The organism is Clostridiaceae bacterium HFYG-1003 (assembly GCA_024579835.1).
Taxonomy (GTDB): Bacteria; Bacillota; Clostridia; order Clostridiales; family Clostridiaceae; genus JG1575.
The window spans coordinates 1,631,174-1,652,570 of sequence record CP102060.1; the positions used below are offsets into that span (position 1 = coordinate 1,631,174).

21 protein-coding genes and 2 pseudogenes are annotated in these 21,397 nt (G+C 40.2%); 1 reads left to right on the forward strand and 22 read right to left on the reverse strand.

The annotated features are described in order from the left end of the window. Positions 1–11: 11 nt before the first annotated feature. From mef(A) to NQU17_07380, 11 genes and pseudogenes are all read right to left on the reverse strand, one after another. Positions 12–1,229: a macrolide efflux MFS transporter Mef(A) gene (mef(A), locus tag NQU17_07330; protein ID UUM13360.1), complete on the reverse strand. Its 1,218-nt coding sequence runs from the start codon at positions 1,227–1,229 to the stop codon at positions 12–14. Positions 1,230–1,613: 384 nt separating this feature from the next. Continuing rightward, the gene (locus tag NQU17_07335) at positions 1,614–3,158 is read right to left on the reverse strand and encodes a recombinase family protein (GenBank protein ID UUM13480.1); all 1,545 of its coding nucleotides are present in this window, start codon (positions 3,156–3,158) and stop codon (positions 1,614–1,616) included. A 19-nt stretch (positions 3,159–3,177) separates the two neighbouring features. Next, entirely contained in the window at positions 3,178–3,594 is a 417-nt protein-coding gene (locus tag NQU17_07340; protein ID UUM13361.1) for a recombinase family protein, read from the reverse strand. Beyond that, positions 3,595–5,157: a recombinase family protein gene (locus tag NQU17_07345; protein ID UUM13481.1), complete on the reverse strand. Its 1,563-nt coding sequence runs from the start codon at positions 5,155–5,157 to the stop codon at positions 3,595–3,597. 61 nt (positions 5,158–5,218) lie between these two features. Then, positions 5,219–5,434, reverse strand: coding sequence for a hypothetical protein (locus NQU17_07350; GenBank protein UUM13362.1), 216 nt, complete (start codon positions 5,432–5,434; stop codon positions 5,219–5,221). A 55-nt stretch (positions 5,435–5,489) separates the two neighbouring features. Then, positions 5,490–7,430: a DNA polymerase gene (locus tag NQU17_07355; protein ID UUM13482.1), complete on the reverse strand. Its 1,941-nt coding sequence runs from the start codon at positions 7,428–7,430 to the stop codon at positions 5,490–5,492. 73 nt (positions 7,431–7,503) lie between these two features. Further along, on the reverse strand, positions 7,504–8,055 hold the full coding sequence (locus NQU17_07360; protein ID UUM13363.1) for a DUF2815 family protein: 552 nt from the start codon (positions 8,053–8,055) through the stop codon (positions 7,504–7,506). Positions 8,056–8,060: 5 nt separating this feature from the next. Next, complete coding sequence (locus tag NQU17_07365; GenBank protein ID UUM13364.1) at positions 8,061–9,197, reverse strand: DUF2800 domain-containing protein; 1,137 nt, start codon at positions 9,195–9,197, stop codon at positions 8,061–8,063. Beyond that, on the reverse strand, positions 9,190–9,507 hold the full coding sequence (locus NQU17_07370; protein UUM13365.1) for an rRNA biogenesis protein rrp5: 318 nt from the start codon (positions 9,505–9,507) through the stop codon (positions 9,190–9,192). The genes NQU17_07365 and NQU17_07370 overlap by 8 nt, the downstream gene beginning before the upstream one ends. After that, positions 9,482–9,700 (reverse strand): hypothetical protein, encoded by a 219-nt coding sequence (locus tag NQU17_07375; protein ID UUM13366.1) that lies wholly within the window; start codon positions 9,698–9,700, stop codon positions 9,482–9,484. The genes NQU17_07370 and NQU17_07375 overlap by 26 nt, the downstream gene beginning before the upstream one ends. A gap of 142 nt (positions 9,701–9,842) precedes the next feature. Beyond that, positions 9,843–9,929: pseudogene (locus NQU17_07380) on the reverse strand (site-specific integrase). A 51-nt stretch (positions 9,930–9,980) separates the two neighbouring features. On the opposite strand from NQU17_07380, the gene NQU17_07385 reads away from it, so the two are divergent. Then, positions 9,981–10,334, forward strand: a complete 354-nt coding sequence (locus NQU17_07385) for a helix-turn-helix domain-containing protein (protein ID UUM13367.1) — start codon at positions 9,981–9,983, stop codon at positions 10,332–10,334. A 59-nt stretch (positions 10,335–10,393) separates the two neighbouring features. Here NQU17_07385 and NQU17_07390 read toward each other — a convergent pair whose 3' ends face one another. The 11 genes and pseudogenes from NQU17_07390 to NQU17_07440 all read right to left on the reverse strand — a co-directional run bounded on the left by NQU17_07390 (position 10,394) and on the right by NQU17_07440 (position 21,391). After that, positions 10,394–10,561: a cysteine-rich KTR domain-containing protein gene (locus NQU17_07390; GenBank protein UUM13368.1), complete on the reverse strand. Its 168-nt coding sequence runs from the start codon at positions 10,559–10,561 to the stop codon at positions 10,394–10,396. Positions 10,562–10,679: 118 nt separating this feature from the next. Beyond that, entirely contained in the window at positions 10,680–12,599 is a 1,920-nt protein-coding gene (gene tet(M) / locus NQU17_07395; GenBank protein ID UUM13369.1) for a tetracycline resistance ribosomal protection protein Tet(M), read from the reverse strand. Positions 12,600–12,614: 15 nt separating this feature from the next. Continuing rightward, positions 12,615–12,731 carry a tetracycline resistance determinant leader peptide gene (locus NQU17_07400; GenBank protein UUM13370.1) on the reverse strand — a complete coding sequence of 39 codons (117 nt, stop codon included), beginning with the start codon at positions 12,729–12,731 and terminating at the stop codon, positions 12,615–12,617. A gap of 244 nt (positions 12,732–12,975) precedes the next feature. Then, positions 12,976–13,254: pseudogene (locus NQU17_07405) on the reverse strand (conjugal transfer protein). A gap of 163 nt (positions 13,255–13,417) precedes the next feature. Continuing rightward, positions 13,418–14,356 carry a 1,4-beta-N-acetylmuramidase gene (locus tag NQU17_07410; protein UUM13371.1) on the reverse strand — a complete coding sequence of 313 codons (939 nt, stop codon included), beginning with the start codon at positions 14,354–14,356 and terminating at the stop codon, positions 13,418–13,420. 2 nt (positions 14,357–14,358) lie between these two features. Further along, a complete protein-coding gene (locus NQU17_07415) occupies positions 14,359–14,769 on the reverse strand; it encodes a phage holin family protein (GenBank protein ID UUM13372.1) in 411 nt (136 codons plus the stop codon). A 60-nt stretch (positions 14,770–14,829) separates the two neighbouring features. Then, on the reverse strand, positions 14,830–17,298 hold the full coding sequence (locus NQU17_07420; protein ID UUM13373.1) for a glycosyl hydrolase family 18 protein: 2,469 nt from the start codon (positions 17,296–17,298) through the stop codon (positions 14,830–14,832). Beyond that, entirely contained in the window at positions 17,298–17,882 is a 585-nt protein-coding gene (locus NQU17_07425) for a hypothetical protein (protein ID UUM13374.1), read from the reverse strand. Before NQU17_07425 ends, NQU17_07420 begins: the two co-directional genes overlap by 1 nt. Then, a complete protein-coding gene (locus NQU17_07430) occupies positions 17,875–18,072 on the reverse strand; it encodes a hypothetical protein (protein ID UUM13375.1) in 198 nt (65 codons plus the stop codon). The genes NQU17_07425 and NQU17_07430 overlap by 8 nt, the downstream gene beginning before the upstream one ends. A gap of 12 nt (positions 18,073–18,084) precedes the next feature. Beyond that, positions 18,085–20,610, reverse strand: coding sequence for a phage tail protein (locus tag NQU17_07435; protein UUM13376.1), 2,526 nt, complete (start codon positions 20,608–20,610; stop codon positions 18,085–18,087). A gap of 4 nt (positions 20,611–20,614) precedes the next feature. Next, positions 20,615–21,391 (reverse strand): phage tail family protein, encoded by a 777-nt coding sequence (locus tag NQU17_07440; GenBank protein UUM13377.1) that lies wholly within the window; start codon positions 21,389–21,391, stop codon positions 20,615–20,617. Positions 21,392–21,397 lie beyond the last annotated feature (6 nt).

Consider the following 21,397-nt stretch of genomic DNA (forward strand, 5'->3'; position numbering starts at 1 on the left):
CCAATATTATTTTATTTTAAATCTAATTTTCTAACCTCTGTTATCATTGGGCAAACTATAGCAATGCCAATAATTAAAATACCTGATAGTAAAAACCAATGATTTACACCAATTCTATCAGCAAAGAATCCAGAAAGAATTAATCCAATTGGCATAGCAAATGACATAATACTTCCGGTCAAAGAAAATACACGTCCTAAATATTCAGGCTTAATCTTCTCCTGAAAAAGAGCTGTTTGCACACCGCTATAAAATGGCACCGAAAGCCCCATTACTGCACAGCAAGCTACAAATATAACAAATCCACTTGGAGGAAGTAATCCTGAAACGGCTAAACTGGCTCCCATTATAAAGAATGAACCTGTTATTAGTAATACACGCTTTTCAAAGTTCCCCAACCTTCCTAATAGTAGACCGCCTACTAGCATTCCAGATGCAAAAGCGATTTCGGTAATGGAAATATGCACAGGTGTTCCATTAAAGTATTCCATGCTAATTAAAGGAAATAGTGCATTAATTGGCATATACACAAACGTATATAGCGTTCCTAAGAGTAATAAGGCAAATAAGCCTTTGTTTTGTCTCAATGCGACAATTCCTTCTTTCATTTCTCTTAAGAAATTTGGTTTCAAACTTTGCACTTGATCGCCCAGCTTAGGAATACTTACAATTGCTACCGTAATAGATGCAATCACAGCGCCCAATACATCGATAGCAATAATTGCATTTAATTTCCAAACGGAGTATAACAATGCTGCAGCCGCCGGACTAATAATATAGCTTATCGACTGCACAGACTGACTATAACCTGCACATTTCGTAAGCTGTTCTTCTGGTACTAAAAGCGGCGTAACCGCATTGAGAGCCGGAGAATGAAAAGCCGTTCCAATGCTACGGATAAACAATACTACCATAACCATCCATACAGATAACTCCGTATACAATGCAACAATAGCGAGCACTGCTCCAGCTGCTGCTATAATTAAATCAGCACCAATCATTATCTTCTTCCTATCATGACGATCCACTAATACACCAATGGCTGGTCCAAAGACCGCATAGGGTAAAAACCCTACTAGTGAAGCCATAGACAAGACCATCGCAGATCCTGTTTTTTCTGTAAGGTAAAAAATTATCGCCATTTGCAGGATGGCACTAGTGATTAAAGATACCGCCTGCCCTGCCCATATAGTATAAAACTTAAGTTTCCAATTTATATATTTTTCCATTTCTATTATCTCCTGCATATTATTTTGCTTAAATTTCTTTTTTAAATAGTATTCTAGGCAATAAAAAATGCAGGCCAAAATCCACAATGTGGCTTTTGGTCTGCATACATACAATCTGGAAACATTCATATTAAAGACATAGTTAAATAAAGGTATAGTTAAATAACCTATATCCTCACCTTAACTAATGAATGCTCAATATCGTATAAATAAGCACAACAAAAAAGCCTATCATTGGGATAGATTCTGCCTTTTTTATTGCCAGCTTATCTTAAACGTATTGATGCTGTCATAGTTTCGGTTCCTCCTACATCTTTATTTATATCAACCTATAGAATAACACAACAAAACGATGTGTTCAATACAAAAATAATCAAATGCATCTCATACTTCCATTTCGAAACCTGATTTGAAGGCTATGACGAAGTGGTCTTCATAGACTGTAACGCTCTGGATTATCTTCCTCACTAGCTTATCATCATATTCTAAGGTTCGGAATATGTTCTTGCGGATAAATTCAATCAACTCATTGATTCGCTCATTCTCGCCACTAAGAGAGGCGTCTTCTACTAAAAGGGTCTGTCGCTTGTCTCTCAGCTCATCAATCTCTTCTGCTAGGTGTTCATAGCCTTGACCCATGTTAGCCAGCTTGATGATTTCTTTTTGCTTTTCCTCCAGTAAGTTGTTAATCTCTGAAATTTGGTATTCTGTCGTTTCTCCAATCACCGCATGAATATTTTCTTCCAGTGTTTTTATCATGTTATTGCCACCTGCAAGCAGCCTATTAATCGCAGTCATTACAGCACCATAGAGTTCATCTTCTTTTACGGTTCGGTTCTTACAGACTTCAGGACCCTGCTCGATTCTAGTCACGCATCGCCAGACAAATTCTTTTCTGCCATGAATATTCCAATAGGTCCTCCTATAAATATCGCCACAATCTCCACAGAAGGTGATGGCACTTAAAGCGTACTTACTACTATAAATTCGTTTGTTCTTACCTTCTCCTGTGTAGATATTGCTTCTTCGATGAATTTCCTCCTGAACTTGTAGGAATAATTCTTTGGGGATGATCGCTTCATGGCTATTTTCAACATAATACTGTGGAACATGACCTTCGTTCTTAACTCTTTTCTTGGTCAGAAAATCTACTGTGACGGTCTTTTGAAGAAGGGCATCTCCGATGTATTTTTCGTTTTGAAGGATCTTCTTAACTGATTCCGGTCGCCATTTTGGTTTTCCTGCTGCTGTTAAAATACCATCCTTTTCAAGACCTCGACCAATGCCTACTAGACTCTGACCTTCAAGGTATTCTCGGTAGATACGTTTGATAACCTCAGCTTCTTCGGGAACAATGATTAAATTTCCATCTTCATCTTTGGTGTAGCCCATAAATCGCTTATGGTTGACCTGCACCTTTCCTTGTTGGTATCGGTATTGAAGTCCAAGCTTAACGTTTTGTGAAAGGCTCTGGCTTTCCTGTTGTGCCAAAGATGCCATAATAGTCAGCAAAACCTCACCCTTGGCATCCATTGTGTTGATGTTTTCTTTCTCAAAATAGACGGATATGTTCTTATCTTTGAGCTGTCTAATGTACTGAAGGCAGTCTAGGGTGTTACGTGCAAATCGGCTGATGGATTTTGTAATAACCATGTCGATATTACCGTCCATACACTCTGCAATCATACGATTAAATTCGTCACGCTTTTTAGTGTTTGTACCTGATATACCATCATCTGCAAAGATGCCGGCAAACTCCCATTCATTATTTTTCTTTATAAACTCTGTATAGTGTGCGACCTGAACCTCATAACTAGAATTTTGTTCTTCTGTTTCTGTAGAAACACGGCAATAGGCAGCAACACGAAGTTTCTTTATCTTTTCTTTTGCGGCTGTACTTCCTACTCTTTTACGAGCAGGAATAACCATTATATTTTTCTCTGTCACTTTATTCCTCGCTTTCTATCAGACTATATAAGTATTCTGCTCGTTCAAAAGGATCAACTGGCATCTTATTATCTGCCTTTCTCATTTTAAATCGTTCTTTAGGAGGGGGAGAGGTGAAAGCGGCAAGCTCTACCACTCGTCCTAAATCCTTTGCACGCTTATCTCTAACTTCTTCAGCTTTATCAAATATCTCTTTATCAATAATTGCTGGATACGTATCATTTCCAAGGTAGTTGACGTTTTTCAAAATGCGACCCATCACAGAGTGTGTCTTATCAATACCTGCCTGTTCGCCAGCCACTGTAAGGGATAGTCCTGATATGTATTTCTCAAAGAATACCTTTACTTGACCTGCTGCCTTTTCATCGACAGTAACCACTCCATCTTGAATTTTGTATCCATATGGAATATATGCCATTTATCTCACCACCTTTTCTTTCAGGGAAAGACCGCATTTCAAATTGAATGTCAGCTCATCCCTGGAATTTACAATGATGTTCTCTACAAATTCTTCAAATATCTCTTCCGTGTAGTCACCATTAAAATTATCTGCTGATACGTAATCAATGAGGTCCTTTATCTCGTTTGCTCGCAAAATCCCACTCGCGGAATTTGATACAAGGTTTGTTTTTTCAGTTGAAAGATTTTTCATCTCACTATCTAAAACATTTCGTTCCTGATTAAAAAGAGCTGGCTCAAGGAAACCTTTGGCCATCAGTGTAATAAGGGTATTGCGTTCTTCCATTAATTGTTCCAGTCGCTTATCAATAGCATCCATTCTTTCACGGTCGCTTTCTTTATCGATTTGGCTAATTGATTTGAATAGCGGTTCTAAGATTAGCTTATGACTGAAAGCAAGCTTATTCATCATGGTTGTCAATGTGGCTTTGATTTCCCCATCTCGCAGAAACAACATGGAGCAGCTCTCTTTGTCTTCGATATGACCGATGCAACTCCAAGCAATGTAGCTCCTGCCAACTGAGTAATTTGTCTTTCTCCTGAAATTGCGACCACACTCTCCACAGACGATCTTGCCACTTAAAGCATATCGATTAAGATAAACGTTCTTTTTCACGCCCTTACACTTCATCTTGGCTCTTTCATCAATGAGATCTTGTGCCTTAGCAAAGTCTTCTCTACTTATAATAGGTTCATGATTATCCTTGTAGTAATACTGGTCTTTTTCACCTGTATTTGGATGGCGATTGTAGTTACTATCGGTGTAAGTCTTTTGTAGTAGGACATCACCCATATATTTTTCGTTTCGAAGCATGTCTATCACCGTGCCTGCACTCCAGTGATTACCTCTACTTGCAGGGATTTTGTCTTTGTTCAAACCTCTTGCTATGGTACCTCCACCTTTCCCTGAAAGGCACTCTGCAAAAATACGTTTGATGATTTCTGCTTCTTCTGGGACGATTACCATTTCACCATCTATATTGGTGTAGCCGTAGGGTGGAGTACCAACATAACTGCCATTTTGAAATCTCTTTTGAATGGACCATGTTGAGTTTTGTGAAATAGATGCAGACTCTTCTGTAGCAAATCCTGAAAGGATAGAAAGCATCAGCTCACTTTCCATATCACCCGTATTCAGATTCTCTTTTTCAAAATAAATGTAAACACCGATATCAATCAACTTTCTTACTAACTCTAGGCAATCTACTGTATTACGAGCAAAGCGGCTGATTGATTTGGTGATAATAAAATCTATCCGACCTTGCTTACAATCTCGTATCATACGGAGCAGTTCAGTCCGTTTCTCCATCTTGGTGCCGGAGATCCCTTCGTCATAATAAAGACCAGCAAACTCCCATTCAGGATTAGACTTAATATAGCGCTCATAGTGTTCACGCTGTGCTTTAAGGCTTTCAAGTTGTTCATCACTATCGGTTGAGACCCTGGCATAGGCGGCAACCCTAAGTTTCGTATTAGGTAGCTGTCCCTGGGGCAGTTCATCTATTTTTGTTATCTTTTTCATCATCTCACCTCGCTTTCGCCCATTACATACATCACTCTAAAAGCTATTAATAGCAAGCTTTTTAGGACATAATCTCGGCTAAACGGGGAGAGAATTTCTGCCTGTTCAAGGCTGATATTTTGTGTAATTCATCCACTGTAATTTTACCTTCTTTATATAGGTTTGCGATAATACTCTCGGCTATGTGAAAGTCATATTCCCTCTGTAATTCTTCCTCTGTCATCTGTTCGGTCTTGCCCTTTAAAGGACAACCATCTTTTACTTCAAAAATGTTCATAGAAAAACACCTCCTACCTAGTAGCCACGGCAGGAGGTGAAATCTGATGATTTCTTTAATCTTTTTGATAAAATTCACATTCATAGCCATCGGCATCAAGGAGCAGCCCTTTTGCCCAAGGTGGCACTTGACTCATCTGTTTACATACTTCATTAACAGATATTTTAGAATTGGCTTCAATAATGACTTCATCATGGACATGAGCCACAATACGATAAGTACTAAGCATCTTCATTGAATACATCAAAATATCACGGGATATAGCTTGAACAATATTCTCTACAAACTTAGGACCGTAACTTTCAAGACGCTCCCATTTCTTTGTTCCACCTACTCCTTCATAGGTCACGGACTCACCACCAAACTGATTCTCACCGATTCGAGGTTTTACATAGGCAAGCCGTCTACCTGAGGGAAGAATGATAAAAAGCATGCCACTAAGACAATGAAACTCGATGCCATGGGTTTCTTGTGATTTATTTTCCTTTACGCATTGTTTAGCCGCCCGATCTACATCCCACCAGAACTGTGTGATGTTGGGATTAGACATTCTCCAGGCATTCACAAGCGGTTTTAATTCTTCCTCTTCAAGCCCCATCTCTAATGCGCCCATGGCTTTTAATGCACCAACAGAACCACCATAGCCAAGTGCCAATTCAGCGATTTTACCCTTCTGTCTCAAGTGACCGTTCACACCATGCTTTTCAACGGAAACACCAAACATCTGTGAGGCAGATGCACAGTAGATATCACCACCACTAGCAAATACATCCGTTCGCCATGTCTCACCTGCAAGCCATGAAAGCACACGAGCCTCAATGGCTGAAAAGTCAGCCACAATAAACTTATGACCTTCTTTTGGTACAAAGGCTGTACGAATTAGTTGTGAGAGTGTATCGGGTATATCTTCATAGAGCAGTTCTAGTGTTTCAACATCACCATTTCTGACAATAGTTCGCGCCTCTTTTAAATCTGGCATATGGTTCTGAGGGAGATTTTGCAATTGCACAAGCCTACCGGCAAAGCGACCGGTTCTGTTAGCTCCATAAAACTGAAACATTCCCCTGGCGCGAGAATCTGCACAAACCGCATTTTCCATTGCTGTATATTTCTTTACCGAGGATTTTGCCAGTTGCTGACGAAGTGAAAGAACTTCATTTAGTTCACCATCTGTTTCCTCAAGTTTCTCAGCGACAGCCTTTTTCCCGAGTGTCTCCATCTCTAGACCGTTATCTGAAAGCCAGCCTTTCATCTGTTGTACGGAGTTTGGGTTTTCGAGATGTGTTATCTGCTGCATGGCGGTTAGTAGTTTTTCATGAGAGATGTCATCCATAGCGATGGCCTGCTTAACAAAATCCATATCAACCTTTATGCCTCGATCGTTAATTTCTTGGTCGAGATGATGCTCATCCCAGATGTCCTCTGGCACTGGAAACTTGATCAATCTTTGTTGTATCTGGATTTCTGCCTCCACATCACGCTTGTTATATGCTTTGAACTTTTGCCACTTATCGATTTCATCAGTGGGTAGGTTACGGGTCCTACCACCATTTGTTTTAGTCGGAGTACATGGAAGACAAAAATATCGTATCAGGTCTTTACCCTCTGTCAGCTTTTGCTTTTCAAGTCCTAGCACTGCACCTACACCTTCTAAAGAAAGAGGTAAACCCATATAGGCAGACCAAACCATGGAACATTTCCATGAGGAAGGATTTAGATAAGTCCCAGTGGGATAGCCCAAATAACGTGAAAGGCATACTCGCTCAAACTGAGCATTAAATGCCCACTTCGTAATGGTTTCATCGGTTAAGGCATCTAGGATTTCTTTTGGAATCTTTTCTCCATTCATCAAATCGATGACCTTAACTTCATCACCGTCAACCGCATAACCAAACAGCATCACCTCAAAATCATCTGCTTCTACGTAACGATAAACACCACTTTTTTGTAGATTGGTAGAAGAATAGGTTTCGATATCAATTTCTAAGTTCTTCATAGCTACCACCTTTCCTAAATGAAAAAAGGTGGCAGAGGTAAGACCTCCACCACCATCAAGTTTTCTATTCCTTTTAGGCAAGGAAGTCATCATCGACAAGAGTCGTAAAATCATCTACTGCAGAAGTCTTACCGCCTAGAGGTTCTCCGTCTCTAATTTTTTGAATGTTACCAAGACCACAAGCTACACCTTTATTACCATTTGAGTTGAAAGCATAGAAGTTAAGAGAAACCCTACCATAACAACCGCTGTATACCTCGCTACGATCCAGTATCGGCTTAACACTTTTGTCTACAATCTGTGGCGCTGTCTTGCTATTCGCATTGATAAAGTAATGGCCTTTATAAGCCTCATCATCACGCTCTACATCACCATCACGCAGCGGTAGTTTAATGGCTGCCTTATTTGGTTTCTTACCACCAAACTTTGCGATACCTTCCTCAATGGCAGCATCAACTGCTGCATGGATAGCATTAATGGTTTCCTTGTCATCCTTTGGAATAAGGACGGATACGCTGTACTTTTCTGCACCACCATTAATAGATACAGGATCCCATCCGTGGAAGTAAGAAAATCTTGAGTTTACACCTGTGATAACTTTTGTTTTGTTTTGCATATTTGCCATAATATTTAATCCTCCATAATTTCGTTAAATTCGTTTTTAGCATTTACTACGTTAATCGCCGGTCTTTTATCTGAGTTTGGAACAAGAGTCGGCTTACCCGGTGGTTTGAAAATGAGATCACCAAGGAGTTCCTCAAACTTGGCTTTACCCATCAGTTTTTGCATCTCTGTCATCGGAATAAGGCTCTTTCTGTAAATATCCTTATATCCACCTGCCACGGCTTTTTCTGCAATGGCTCCTTCATCTTTGTACTTACGAACCGAGCGACCTTCCACAACTTTAAAACCGTTCCACTCTTTACCGTGATTGACTGCTGCATCAGTGGCATAGGCTGTTATTTCATTTGCCCATTTGGTAAGGTCGGGAAGAATAAGTAAGATTTCTTCTATCTCAGCATCCGTCAGCAGAGGTGGCATCTTGAATTCTTTCTCTGCAAGTTTTAGCTTTTCTTCGGCTCTGGCCCGACATCTGTTTGCCGCTTTACAGAAGGTACACCATGGACCGGGGATGTATTCACCCTCACCATTAAAGGCCTTGACCGCCCTAGGCTTTAGTTCCTCTTCCGCCCAGCCTTTTAGTTCTTCCACCGGTATTGTCCAGGTGCTGACATTTTCTCTTCTTGGCTGAAAGATTGTCATAGACACTTCTTTGATGTCATACAGGTGATCATAGATTCCAAGTGCTCCGAGGGCATAGAGCTTCATCTGTGGATTGTCCACTGCATCAACTAGCACACCCAGCCCATATTTAAAGTCTACGATGTGAAGTCTGTCATCCGCGATAATCACGCAATCTCCTGTTCCAAAGCCGTCTGGCACATAGCATGAAAAATCAAGATGCTGTTCAATAAGAACGATAGGATCTGTGCAAGACTTTCTTGCAAGTTCCACCTGCTCCATAACAAAGTCCACGTAAGCATCTGTACATTCCTCCATCTCATCAGAGTTATACTCAGAGATAGGTCGCTGACTTCTCATATGAAGTGCCTTTTTTAGTTTGTGTTCACACAGGTCATGAGCCGCTGTGCCTTCTTTTGCTGCCTCACCACTTTGGTCTTCAAACTCCAGTTCAAGTCTTGCAGAGGGTAGGCAGTTAAGCCACCTGTGGGATGAGGATGCAGATAATATTGCATGATTACCCATTTCCAAGACCCTCCGCATCTTTCAAAATGTCAGAATAATACGCCTTATCAACAGCACTTAACTTGTCTGCACCATACTTCTGAATGAGTCCTCGCACTTCGGCAGTAAACCCAATCTGGCTCTTTTCAGCAAGTACCATACGCACTTTTTCCAGTGGGATATCCGGCTCTTTTACTGGTTCTTGTTCAGTGGAAGCTTTTGCACCTGGAGCAGGATCTCCTTCTGTCATCGCATCGCAAACTGCCTGTATGCTGTCAGCAAGACTTCGCATATCATTGACCACTTCAAGCAGTAATTTTATTTTGCTCAAGGTCAGTTCCTCCTTTCGTCATTTCACAGATAGAGAGTTCCTCGATGCTATCTCCAGGGATCACAATCGTTACACGCTGGTTGCTCCCTAAAAGAAAGCGAAGAATTCGTTCCCTTACGGACACATTACGGTAGGTAACAAGTCCGCCTGTCTGTGGTTTCTTAGAAACACTAATTTTTAGATTATGTTTCATATCCATCACCTCTTTCCAAAGGGCGATTTATTTATTGCCCTCTACCTAGTAGCCTCGGGAGGTGATAGAATCTGACGGTTTAGAAAAAAAGAAAGCCTACCAAAGAGAAGTACTCCTTGATAGGCCATGTTTATACTTGTGAACCCATAATATACCGTAATGCTTTCGTATCCATTCCTTCATTTACATAGTTAGTACAGAATGTATGTTTCAAAATGTTTGGAGTGACATCCTGTTTCTAATTTGATAGGAACAGTAAAATGTATAGAGGTGGTTTATTATGCGTAAAAAGGAAGATAGATATGATTTTAGAGCCTTTGGTTTAGCCATTAAAGAAGCTCGATTGAAGCAAGGTTTAACTCGTGAACAAGTGGGAGCATTGATTGAAATTGACCCACGTTACTTAACCAATATTGAAAATAAGGGGCAACACCCAAGTATACAAGTTCTTTATGACCTTGTATCATTACTTCCTGTGTCCGTTGATGAATTTTTCTTACCTGCCAACGATCTTGTAAAAAGCACCAGACGATTACAGATAGAGAAATACATGGATAGCTTTACAGACAAAGAACTATCCTTAATGGAATCTTTAGCCAGCGGTATCAACGAAGCAAGAAACATCGAAGACTAATTAAAAGAATCCATACATAACGGAAAGAGCCGATAAAATGAGATTGTATTAATCTCATTTTATCGGCTCTGCGTCTTTGCGTCTGGCTCTGTAATCACAGTTACTTTGAACTGCTTTATTTCAATTAAATTTTCTTGTCTGCATTTCGGACAATAGAGGGGGAATTTTTTTAATTCAGTATCTTCCCTTATCTTTAATCGTGTTTTATTTCCACATACAGGACACAATATCCACTTGTAGTTTATAATAACTATCTCCTCCTTTACACTTTAATTCAAATCTTTATTAAAAAATATTTCATCTTATTTAACAAGAAACCATATTTATATAACAACATAAAATACACTAAGTTATTTTATTGAACATATATCGTACTTTATCTATCCGACTATTTGGACGACGGGGCTGGCAAACAGGTTCACCGGTAGTAACATGGTACCCTTTTAACTCTGTTAAACAAACACTACGTCCATTTGTAAAGAAAGTTAAATCACTACGATATTCTTGAATACACCGAGCAGGGATTTCTCCACTAAGAATGACCTCATTATTTTTCAATTGAGTGTCTACGATGTTCGCACAATATTTAGGAGCATCGTTGTATGCTCGTGAAAGATATTCCTGTGGCGCATAAATTTTAAAACTAAGATATGGCTCTAACAATTCTGTTCCAGCTTTTTTTAAGACTTGTTCCAATACAATAGGAGCAAGCATCCGAAAATCTGCTGGGGTACTAACAGGGCTATAGTATAAGCCATACTTAAAACAGATTTTACAGTCCGTCACATTCCAACCATACAATCCTTGTTCACAGCCATAGCGTATCCCCTCCATAACTGCATTTTGAAACGATTGATTTAAGTATCCAAGAGAAACCGAGCTCTCATACTGTACTCCGCTCCCTAATGGAAGCGGTGCTACAGATAGACCAATGGAAGCCCAGAAAGGATTCGGTGGAACTTCGATGTGAATGGTATACTCTGCTTTTTTTAACGGTCTTTCCATATAAATGACTGTAGGCTCTTTTATTTCTATCTCCACATGATACTTTTCTTGCAGCAGAGCACAAGTCACTTCCATTTGTACTTTCCCTAAGAAAGAAAGTATGATTTCATGTGTCGCAGAATCCACATAATATCGCAGAAGCGGGTCACTGTCGGAGATTTCTAAAAGTGCATCAAGTAACATTTCCCTTTGTTGAGGTTTGCTCGGTTCAACAGTCGTTTGCAGCAGAGGGAGGGGATTTTCAATTCTCTCTCTCTGTGGCAATAGCTTTGTATCTCCAAGAACACTATTTAACTTCAAAAACTCATTCTGCAAAATAACAATTTCCCCGGAATAAGCCTTATCGATTTTACATAATTCACCATTTATTGAAGTATACATTTCTGTAATTTTTATTTTTTCCTTTTCCGATATTCTAACCGAATCTCGCAAATGCAGTACGCCACTATAAAGACGTATATATGCAAGACGCTGTCTTTTTTCCGAATACTCAATTTTGAAAACTTTTCCGCAAAGTTCAGACTGACCTCGATGTGTTGATGAATAAAATTTATTCGTAATCACTTCTATAAGGTTATCAATCCCTATATTGTTTTTTGCACTTCCGTGATAAACAGGGAACAGGGAACAATTATGAAATCTTATGCTTTCCTCTTGTTCGAGTTCTAATGCTTCCAATAATTTCCCAGACGTATATTTCTCCAAAAGGTAATCATTTCCTTCTATTACCATATCCCATTGTTCAGATTCGGTAAAGTTCATTACACGCATATTAGGATGCAGTTCTACCTTCTGTTTGATTACAATTTCCGCAGAAAGTTTCTCTTTAATATCCTGATAAACCGTTGATAAATCAATTCCATTTTGGTCAATCTTATTGATAAAAAAGATTGTGGGAATACCTATTTTCCTAAGTGCATGAAACAATATACGAGTTTGTGCTTGTACGCCATCTTTTGCAGAAATCAGTAGAATTGCCCCATCTAATACTGATAATGAACGATATACTTCTGCTAAAAAATCCATATGTCCTGGCGTGTCTATGATGTTTATCTTAGTATTTTTCCACTGAAAAGAGGTTATCGCCGTCTGAATTGTAATTCCTCTCTGACGTTCTAAAAGCGTATTATCCGTTTTCGTTGTACCTCTGTCCACGCTTCCTAATTCTGTAATCGCTCCACTGTTATATAATAAGCTTTCTGTTAAGGTAGTTTTTCCCGCATCAACATGAGCTAAAACTCCAATATTAATAATTTTCATGTGATTTTCCTCCATTCAAAAGCCCAAAAGGGCATAAAAATCCCAGTGATAAATACTCTTATCACTGGGATTTTTATGCATAACCATAGGCATACAAAGCATACAGATATTCTCCGGATACTTTAGAATCACATGATAAAGGTATTCTTAAACTGGGTACAAAAAACTAAGCCCTCCTAAAAAAGGACATCCAATTATTTGTTCCCACTATCAAATTGACAGTTTATTTAAGAATACCTTGCCGCATATTTATTAACTCCTTTTAAATAGATACTTAAATAATAGCACGTAAGAGCATATTTGTAAAGGAATCTCCAATTTTTTATCAAAGAGAGTACGTGATTACAAAATAGCTGTAATAATGTACCAATATTTGTTATTCTATAATCTTCCAATTACTCCCGTTCTTTTCAAGTACCAAATCAAATTGAGATACCTGCGTTGCTTTGGTCTGCTGGTCGATATACTCCACTGTCAGCGATACCGTGACTTGATTATCCTTACGATTGTGAATAGGATTTACCAGTTCTTGAAAGATGTACTCTTTTCCGATTGGTTTTAATATCCCGTCATTCACATAGTAGGAAAGTTCACTGGCTGTCGCTGTAGGATAGAGCTTGAAGAACGTCGTTAAAAACTCATTGATTTCATTGGTTGGGACTAGGAAATAAACCCTAAATAATTTAAAACCTGTGAAATCAGTCCATAACAAAGATTGATTTCACAGGTTTTCTTTTTGAGATTAAATAGAATTTTTGAGTTTATTTCTAGTCACTTTCAATATATGCAAAGTGTACAATAAGCATTTTTGATACTTCTTATTTCAAGAGTTCATTGACCCTTTTTTGTACCGAAATGTAGTCATAACCGGCATTTGTAAGTTTGTTTTTTCGATCTTGTCCGTTACCCCAATCGCCACGAATGACTTCCTTTGCGATGACATCAATAGACTTTTTACTAGATAGCATTTCATTGACCTTTGATTGCACCGCCGCGTAATCATAGCCTGCATCCGTTAAGCGTTTCTTTCGGTCTTCACCATTACCCCATAACCCTTGTATGACTTCCTTGGCCAGCGTCTCGACCGATTTCTTTTCGGTAGGAGCAGGTGTGCTTTCTTCTTTAGCAAGATGATTTAGCCCAGCCCTTTGGATAATCGTTTTGTAATCCTTATAGGCATAGTTCATATCCAAATTACCTGAATAACCATTCAATTTACCTTTGCTTGTGTACTGCCAGATACCATGACGAAGTGTCGGTTCTTTATTAGACCACTGAGCGACCCAGAAATCATAAGGTGCTATACGATCCAGTTCTGTTAAATCTTGAAACCAAGAACTAGACGCATAGATACCGGCATAATAGCCTGCATTTTCTACGGTTTCACAAAAGCCTACTAAAGCATCGGTAATGGCTTTCTTGCCACTTGGTCGCTGGTGATAATTATCCTCTGTATCAATAAAAACGGGATAAGAGATGGTCTTGCCTTTGATAATTTCAAGGCATTTCTTTGCTTCTGCTACGCCTTTGGCATTAGTATTCGCACAGCTGTACCAGTAAACGCCGATAGGAATACCTCTCTCGTGAAAGGCTTTGTAGTGTTTTTCAAAAGCATCATCTTTGTGTAAACTCACTCCTGTACCGTGACCGGTGTATCCTGCACGTAGAATAACAAAATCAACCTCTTTTGCAAGTTGGTCATAGTTTATCTGACTTGGTTTTTGCCACGTGCTGATATCGATTCCTTTAGTTTTCATGATTATTCCTCCTCGTCGCTCTTGTTATGAAGCTGTTCTAATACATCTTTTAGTTTTTCTGGGATAGGTAGTCCAAGGTGAGCTGAATTTTCTAACAGCGAAATTCCCTCATTTGATAGATAGAAGAAAACAATCGCTGTTCTTAGTACGCTCCCATCACCAATCACATAAACATCTAAAATATTGGCTACACCCACTAAAACAAAAATCAGCACTTTACGGCTGATTCCGATAAATCCCACTTCACTTGATAGGGTATTATCAGCGATGGCACATAAGACACCTGTTAGATAGTCGATGACTACAAAGACTAGTAGCGCATATAAAAATCCGTCTGCTCCTCCTAAAAACCATCCGAAGAATCCACCGATTGCTGTTATCACAACTTGGATCCAGTTCCATATTTCTTTCATTTAAAATTCCTCCTTTTGATGAAATAAAAAGAACACCTACTTTTGCAGATGTTCCTTTGATTACTCTATTTGTTTTGGTAGCCACTCCCAGAGCCTTAAATCCTCCTGACCTAGTGACCACATACACATGCCTCGAAGTTTCCACCGATAAGCTGCTTCATTTGACCAGTACACAAGACTATCTACATCTTGATAATAAAGAATGGAAAATCCGTCACCATCACCTAAGAAAAGACGAGATATCCAGATGTTGATATCCCTTGGAATGATGGTGACACTGTAGTCATTTCCGCACTGAATGGATGGCATCATATCTGAATGAAAAAAATCATAATCTAGGGAGATGCTTTCACTTCTTGTGGCTGATTCTTCAAGGTCTGCTGTTAAAGTAAACACTTGAAACTCATCATCCCAAGAACAGTTACTTCTTGATAGCCGACCATAAGTTTTAAATGTTCCATCGGGCATAAGCACGTCAAAGCGTTCATAAGGCTCATAGGTCCAAGCATCGCCTAAGCGAAGCAACTGGCAATGGACTTTATTATCCGAACGAATACCTGCATACCCTGTCACATCCGAGCAAGTGGCTGTAAAGCGCAGTGTATTAGATGCAGAGGAATAGACCCGCACTTGATTGCCACGCTTTCGAATTTCTAGAGTGTAAAAGCTTGGATTCGATCGAATGTTTGCGGCCGATGTTTTTGAAAAGCTGGTGGCATAACTACCTTTTAAAGTAGAACCTTCATACAGTTCAATACGCTGGTTATCATAATTAAAGCAACAATAAATCGTTCCAATAAAAACACCTGCCTTGCCACTAAAGGTCTCAGGAAAAATAATCTGCGCCCTTAAATGGATATCTGAAAAATTGTTGTAGTTCCATGCTAACTGACCCTTACCCTCTAGTTGGGAATAGGGTCTATTCATCGAACTGCTTGTATCTTGCCAAACACTCCATTCGCCTGATAATGTTGTCCAGTAGCTTTGGGGGAGAGGGTTATCATCTCTAAAATCCTCATACCACACAAGGGCTGAATCAGCTTTTCGTCTCAACATCTCCAGTGTCAACTTAAAGCCTGTTGCAGGACCTACCATATCACCGTTTACATCTTTGAAATGTCTAGGAGCGAGGGTATATTCTGCTTCACCAACTGATGGCTCCTCAGAAAATGAAGAACAGACTCTAAAGCCATAAAACTGTACACCCTTTGCCCCAAGCGAAATGGTGATGGTGTGTGTTCCTGCAGAAAGGCTCACTCCTTTTTTAAGCACCGCCCAGAAAGTCGTTCTCCAATAAGGCCACCACAGTCTGTTTTCAAAAAAATCTACTTCATTTCCATCAAGGGAGATATGAATATTATTCTTATCCCAAAATGGAAAGCCTAGCTTTACTGCTACATCATAAGTACCTGCCTGAGCAAGCGTAAAATGATAGGTTGCCGCACCTTCATCCCCCAGTGTTGTGACGCTATTAGAAACAGAAACAACACCAGAATAACTATCCGGCATGGCATCATGATCTACATAAACAGTTCCAAAGGCTAACTTTTGTTGTTTGCCATAGGCTGTCAGATACTGTCTGCCATTGTAGCTTGCAGATAAGAGTGGATAGCTATAGCGAGTGGCATCTCTTCCTTCCATATAATCGTAGACATGCGGCAATGCCCAGGGCACTTTATTATCATCATCCCAGTAAGCCACTATGGGAATAAACGGTTGAGGAGGAGCATCGTCTGTGAAATTATAGACTCCAGTCATCCAGTATTTTGCCGCATAGTAGGTATGGGACGTTCCTCGGTAGGCTTTACCTAGGTTTTCTGGTGTGTCATAGATTTGCCAGTTCCAGCCGTAAGCAGGCATCCCAAAGAAAATCTTGTCGGGATTCATCACTGTAACGGCATAATCATAAATCCCTTCAAGCCAGCTCCTTGGAGATACAGGTCCCGGTGCAGAACCTGACCAAGCCATACCATAACTCATAATTGATGCGGTATCGCAATAAGGGTCTAGGTCACCATAGACGCACCAATTCTCACCGCCTACTGAACCATTGACGCTAGTCATACCTGGAAGGCAAATGTTCATCAGTTTACTTGAATCATAGGCTTTGATGGTGTTGTAAATTTTTTTGAACATGGCGGTTGACTCAGCATGAGTGGAATAGTCATCGCCTCTTTCTAGGTCAATATCAATACCATCGCACCAAGGATACTTTTTCATAATACGAATAAGCTCGGATAGAAACAGTTCCTGAGCGCCATTCGTGTTATCTCTCAATGCTCTGAAAATACTATTTGCTCCATCATTGGCAATGGTCAGTAACCATTTGATGTGACGATAACGGTTAATGTAGGGGAGCATACTACTGATGGTGACACCACTCTCAACAATTTCACCCGTAGCTCGTACCTTAAAAGAAAAAAGACCGATGGTATCAATCCGGTCTCCATATTTCTCTAAAGCTTCATACATCCGTGCATTTCCCATAAAAGTCCACACCATGATTTTCTTGCCTTTTAGTCGTTCCATTAGAATGGTTCACCTCCGTCTTGCATTTCCTGCATGGTAAACAGCACCCTTGCAGATTTCCCTTTTTCAAGGGTCACTTTGTGCTTTGAGTCCCAGGCAGCACTGTATTGATAGAACCCCTCTTTGGGTTCGCTTGCTCCGTTTTTGGTACATGCTCGTGTAGATGCTAGGAGCGCCAAATCAACATCTTTTCCAATGGTTCCAGGGAAGGAGACCTGTTGCCCTCCTATACCTTGGCTTAGTTTCACTGTTCCAGCAGACATAGAAAGCTTTGGATAGATATGAATATCAAGTCCTGCAGAGGTTTCACCAACATTAAATAAAATAATGGTTTCCTCTGAACGGACCACACCGTTAAACCAAACAGGATTCTTGATACTGCCATCTTCCTTTAGTTTTTCTAACCTAATTTCTGTATGAGGCGCATAACCATTTAGAACAGGTCCTTCTTGTAACTGGATGTCCGTAAACCAAATCATGCCAGTGCAATCATAGAGGGTAGGTTTTATGCTTACACTCATGACACGCTTATCTTGTTTTTTATTTATGACTTCTGCCAACCTTATAAATTTAACCTTAGCCATCTAACGTCCACCTTATTTCACAGGGATGACCTACCCATCCCGTGACTACTGACCCTGCTTGTAAAAAAAGATCCGTAATATAAAAAGTGCCTGTGCAATTTGTGACACAGACACGGATGGTAATGGATTTTACTTTAGAAGAGTAGCTTTCTGGGAGTATCTTTTCTGATGTTCTTGAAAAATAAGCCACCAATCCACCTCCTTAATACAAATCAATAAATCTTGTTTCTGTCGTTCCATCTTCATATTCAATAACCACTTCAATACCAACCTGTGAATCGCTACTCAGCTTTTCTAAGTTTTCAGATGCGATTTGTGCCGAGAGCGTGTAGCTAGAGCGATTCGCTGGATAGATGGTCTGAGCCATACTCTTTGTCATATTGACTACACCCATCGCTTTAAACGATGTCGACCCACTCACACCGTTATCACCATCAACCTCAAAGCCTGAGTTAACCCAGTAAGCCATCCCATCATCAGCACGAGAATTTCGCAGCAAGTTAAAAGGCACCATTTCCCGGATATCATTGTTTGTCACCATACTTGTGCCTTCAAGAGAATCTGCCACGTTGTCCCACTGGCTTGCAGAACTACCCAGATTTTTAAGGGTAGTGGATAGTTCTAATACTGTATTCCATGGTTCTTGTAAGTTATATTCTCTTCGTATAACACGAGTTGTCACCGACAGTCCTAAATCTTTATCTTCTACATGAACATAATCGCCAAGCGACCATGCCTCATGCTCATAACCCGTTAACACCGATAAATCCATTGCGTTTAAAACATAAGAGATATTTGGTTTTGAATACTGAGCAAGCCTCATTTCCGTATATTCTTTCATCTGATAGGGATTGGTAAAAGAGGAGCAATCTAATGTTGATATCCGAATATCTGACGAATAAGTATAATCCTCCACATAGGCTTTTCCTCCGTTGATGTCTGCAAAGCTCAGACCATCGCTACCAATGGCATAGAGCCTTGTCACAAGACTTCTGGTATCAACGACTCTTTTAATGCTCTTCATATTTTTCTTATAGGCAAACAATGCACCGCTATCCGTACCATAGACCGTTAAGAGATGGACCAGCCTATTAGGGCAATCAAAGACGAGATCACCACCGTGTAAGTCAGCAACTGTGCGAAGGATGGACAGAGCATTCTTTTCTGTACTCGTCCAGGTTCTTTTGGTTCGTACATTAACTGTGCCTACGCTCCACTCCGTTCCTTCTAAGGCATAAGCCATGGAGACTTCAGCAGTTTCTGCATCAAATTTATGCTCTTCTTTTCGCACTGAAAAAGTCAGGTCATAAAACTCTGCCTCAGCATACACTTCAGTCGCTAGATTTCCTTCGCTGTCTTTTGTATCCGTCAAAGTCCTTACTTTATAGATGTCATCAACAATCTGAATTTTCTTTTCGCTATCAATAAATCCCCGCTTGGTATCACGGTAGGGGATCATAAAAGAGAGCGTATCTTCGCCATTGATTTCACTGGTTACCACAATGTTATAAGCATTTTCTAACACAGCCTCCCAAGCCCCATTTGAATCCAGTACGACCGGTCTTGAAAAACCAATCCTCTCATAAGGTGACTTTGGAATGTCATATAGCCTGACATCAATGATTCGAGGGGTCTTACTCGTATCTGTGGTAGTAAGTGTAACCCTAAAACGAATGTATGCCTTATTCGGAGATACCAGTTTTCCATCAAGTGCGATGGCTGCCCAATCACTCCAATGAACCAGGTCATCGCTTGTTGAGGTTTCTATTGGCCCAACTGCAGTTACCCCAGAAATATATTCACTGGTAACAGATACCCGACCTGTGCCAGACAGATTGCACGTTGCCGGAGCAGTATATAGTGTTCCTTCCGTTGGATAGACACCTTCTGTTTCCCTTAAGCTCACCACTCCCGGTACGCTAAGAGCATCAACAGCACCGCCCATATCACCACCGTTAGTCAAAAGAGACCCATTGAAATAATCAATCAAATCATCCACTGTAAGACTTGAATCCATATCAAAAAACCAGTCATCAAATCTTCCAGCATACCAATAGGCATCTGCATGCATGCCCATAATGATGTCGGCCGTGCAAGAAGGATTTAGTGTGCCTGTAAAGGAATAGGTCGGGGATACCCAGCTTATTTCATTCGTCCTATCTCCTAGTACAATCCATGCATTTTTATTGTTTGGCTCTATGACCATGCAAATAAAATACACACCACCATTGATAAGTGAAAAAGGCGGTGTGGTTGTTTGGTCGAGTATGAGAGAACCACTAGCGTTATAAAGCATGATTCTAGGTCTGCCTGCAAAGAGCGACAGGTAAAAGATAGGCTGACCAGGACCATAGCGCGTATTTAATATGGGGCAATAGGTATTTCCCACCGAATAAGTAGTCGGTATCATCCAACCGCCAACAAGGATTCGCTCTCCCATCTCCGAAAAGAAAGTACCATCATTGACCACTTTAAGGTAGGTTTTTTCTGTAGCGGGATTGTTGATGTTGATTCGGATTTGTCTTCCTTTTTGGCCGCTTTGAAGGCTTGCAGTTGTTCCTAGATAATTGACAAGCTCTATTTTTCTATCTAACCCAGAAGAGTCTGCAAGATAGCCATTTTCATCAACTGATACATCATTAAACCGCCACAGTCCAGATTTTGCATATTCGACTGGGAACTCTCCCGTAAAATCTGTCTGTTTATTTAAAATTGTTTTTAGTGCCACACGATCACCTCCATCTACTGCGAGCCTTTATTTCAAGTGCTGTAAACACAGCATTATTCGTTGTTATTGCTAGGGTATTATTGCCTACATTGAGACTTGGAAAATCTATCTCCTCTAGGTAAGGCAAAGCGTTTCTTAAGATTATCCCGTTTTCGTCTTCCACATAAGCCGTCATCTTATCTGTATCAATGACAAGGGTTTCTTCTGCCAAAAGTAATGCATTCACTATTTTCATTTCCAAGCCATTGGTTGTAACAGAAATAGAATTGTTCACACCCGATGTGATGATTCCCTTCAAGCGATACATAGGATTGGAATCAACATTGCCGGTCAGTCTTGTAACCGTGTGGTCGCCTTCGCTTTCTATTAAATAATTTTCATCCGTAATGGCATAAGCAAAAGGGTCAGGACAGAAAAACTTCAAGTTGAAACTTCCTGCAAAACGAATGAGTCGTTCACAGTCCACTTTTTCATTCAGCCTTGCCATGAAATACCTGTCGGGTACATCATCAAAAACAAGTTCTTTTAACCCTTGCATGGGATCAAGCCATGTTGAAAGTTCATCAAGGGTAGTCACCAGTGCAGAAAAGCTACGCTTGGGATAGATATTGCAAGCTACATTGATTTCTCGGTAATCAAAATCAGCTCCAAAGTCTGTCACCCCATACTTTCCAGGTACGTTGGTGGTGAAATTTCGCATTCCTCCACAGACCTGCCAGGAAGTGAGCCTGGCTTTTAGTCCCATGCTTTTTGAAGAAATATCGTCATATGAAAAACCCATCGGCAC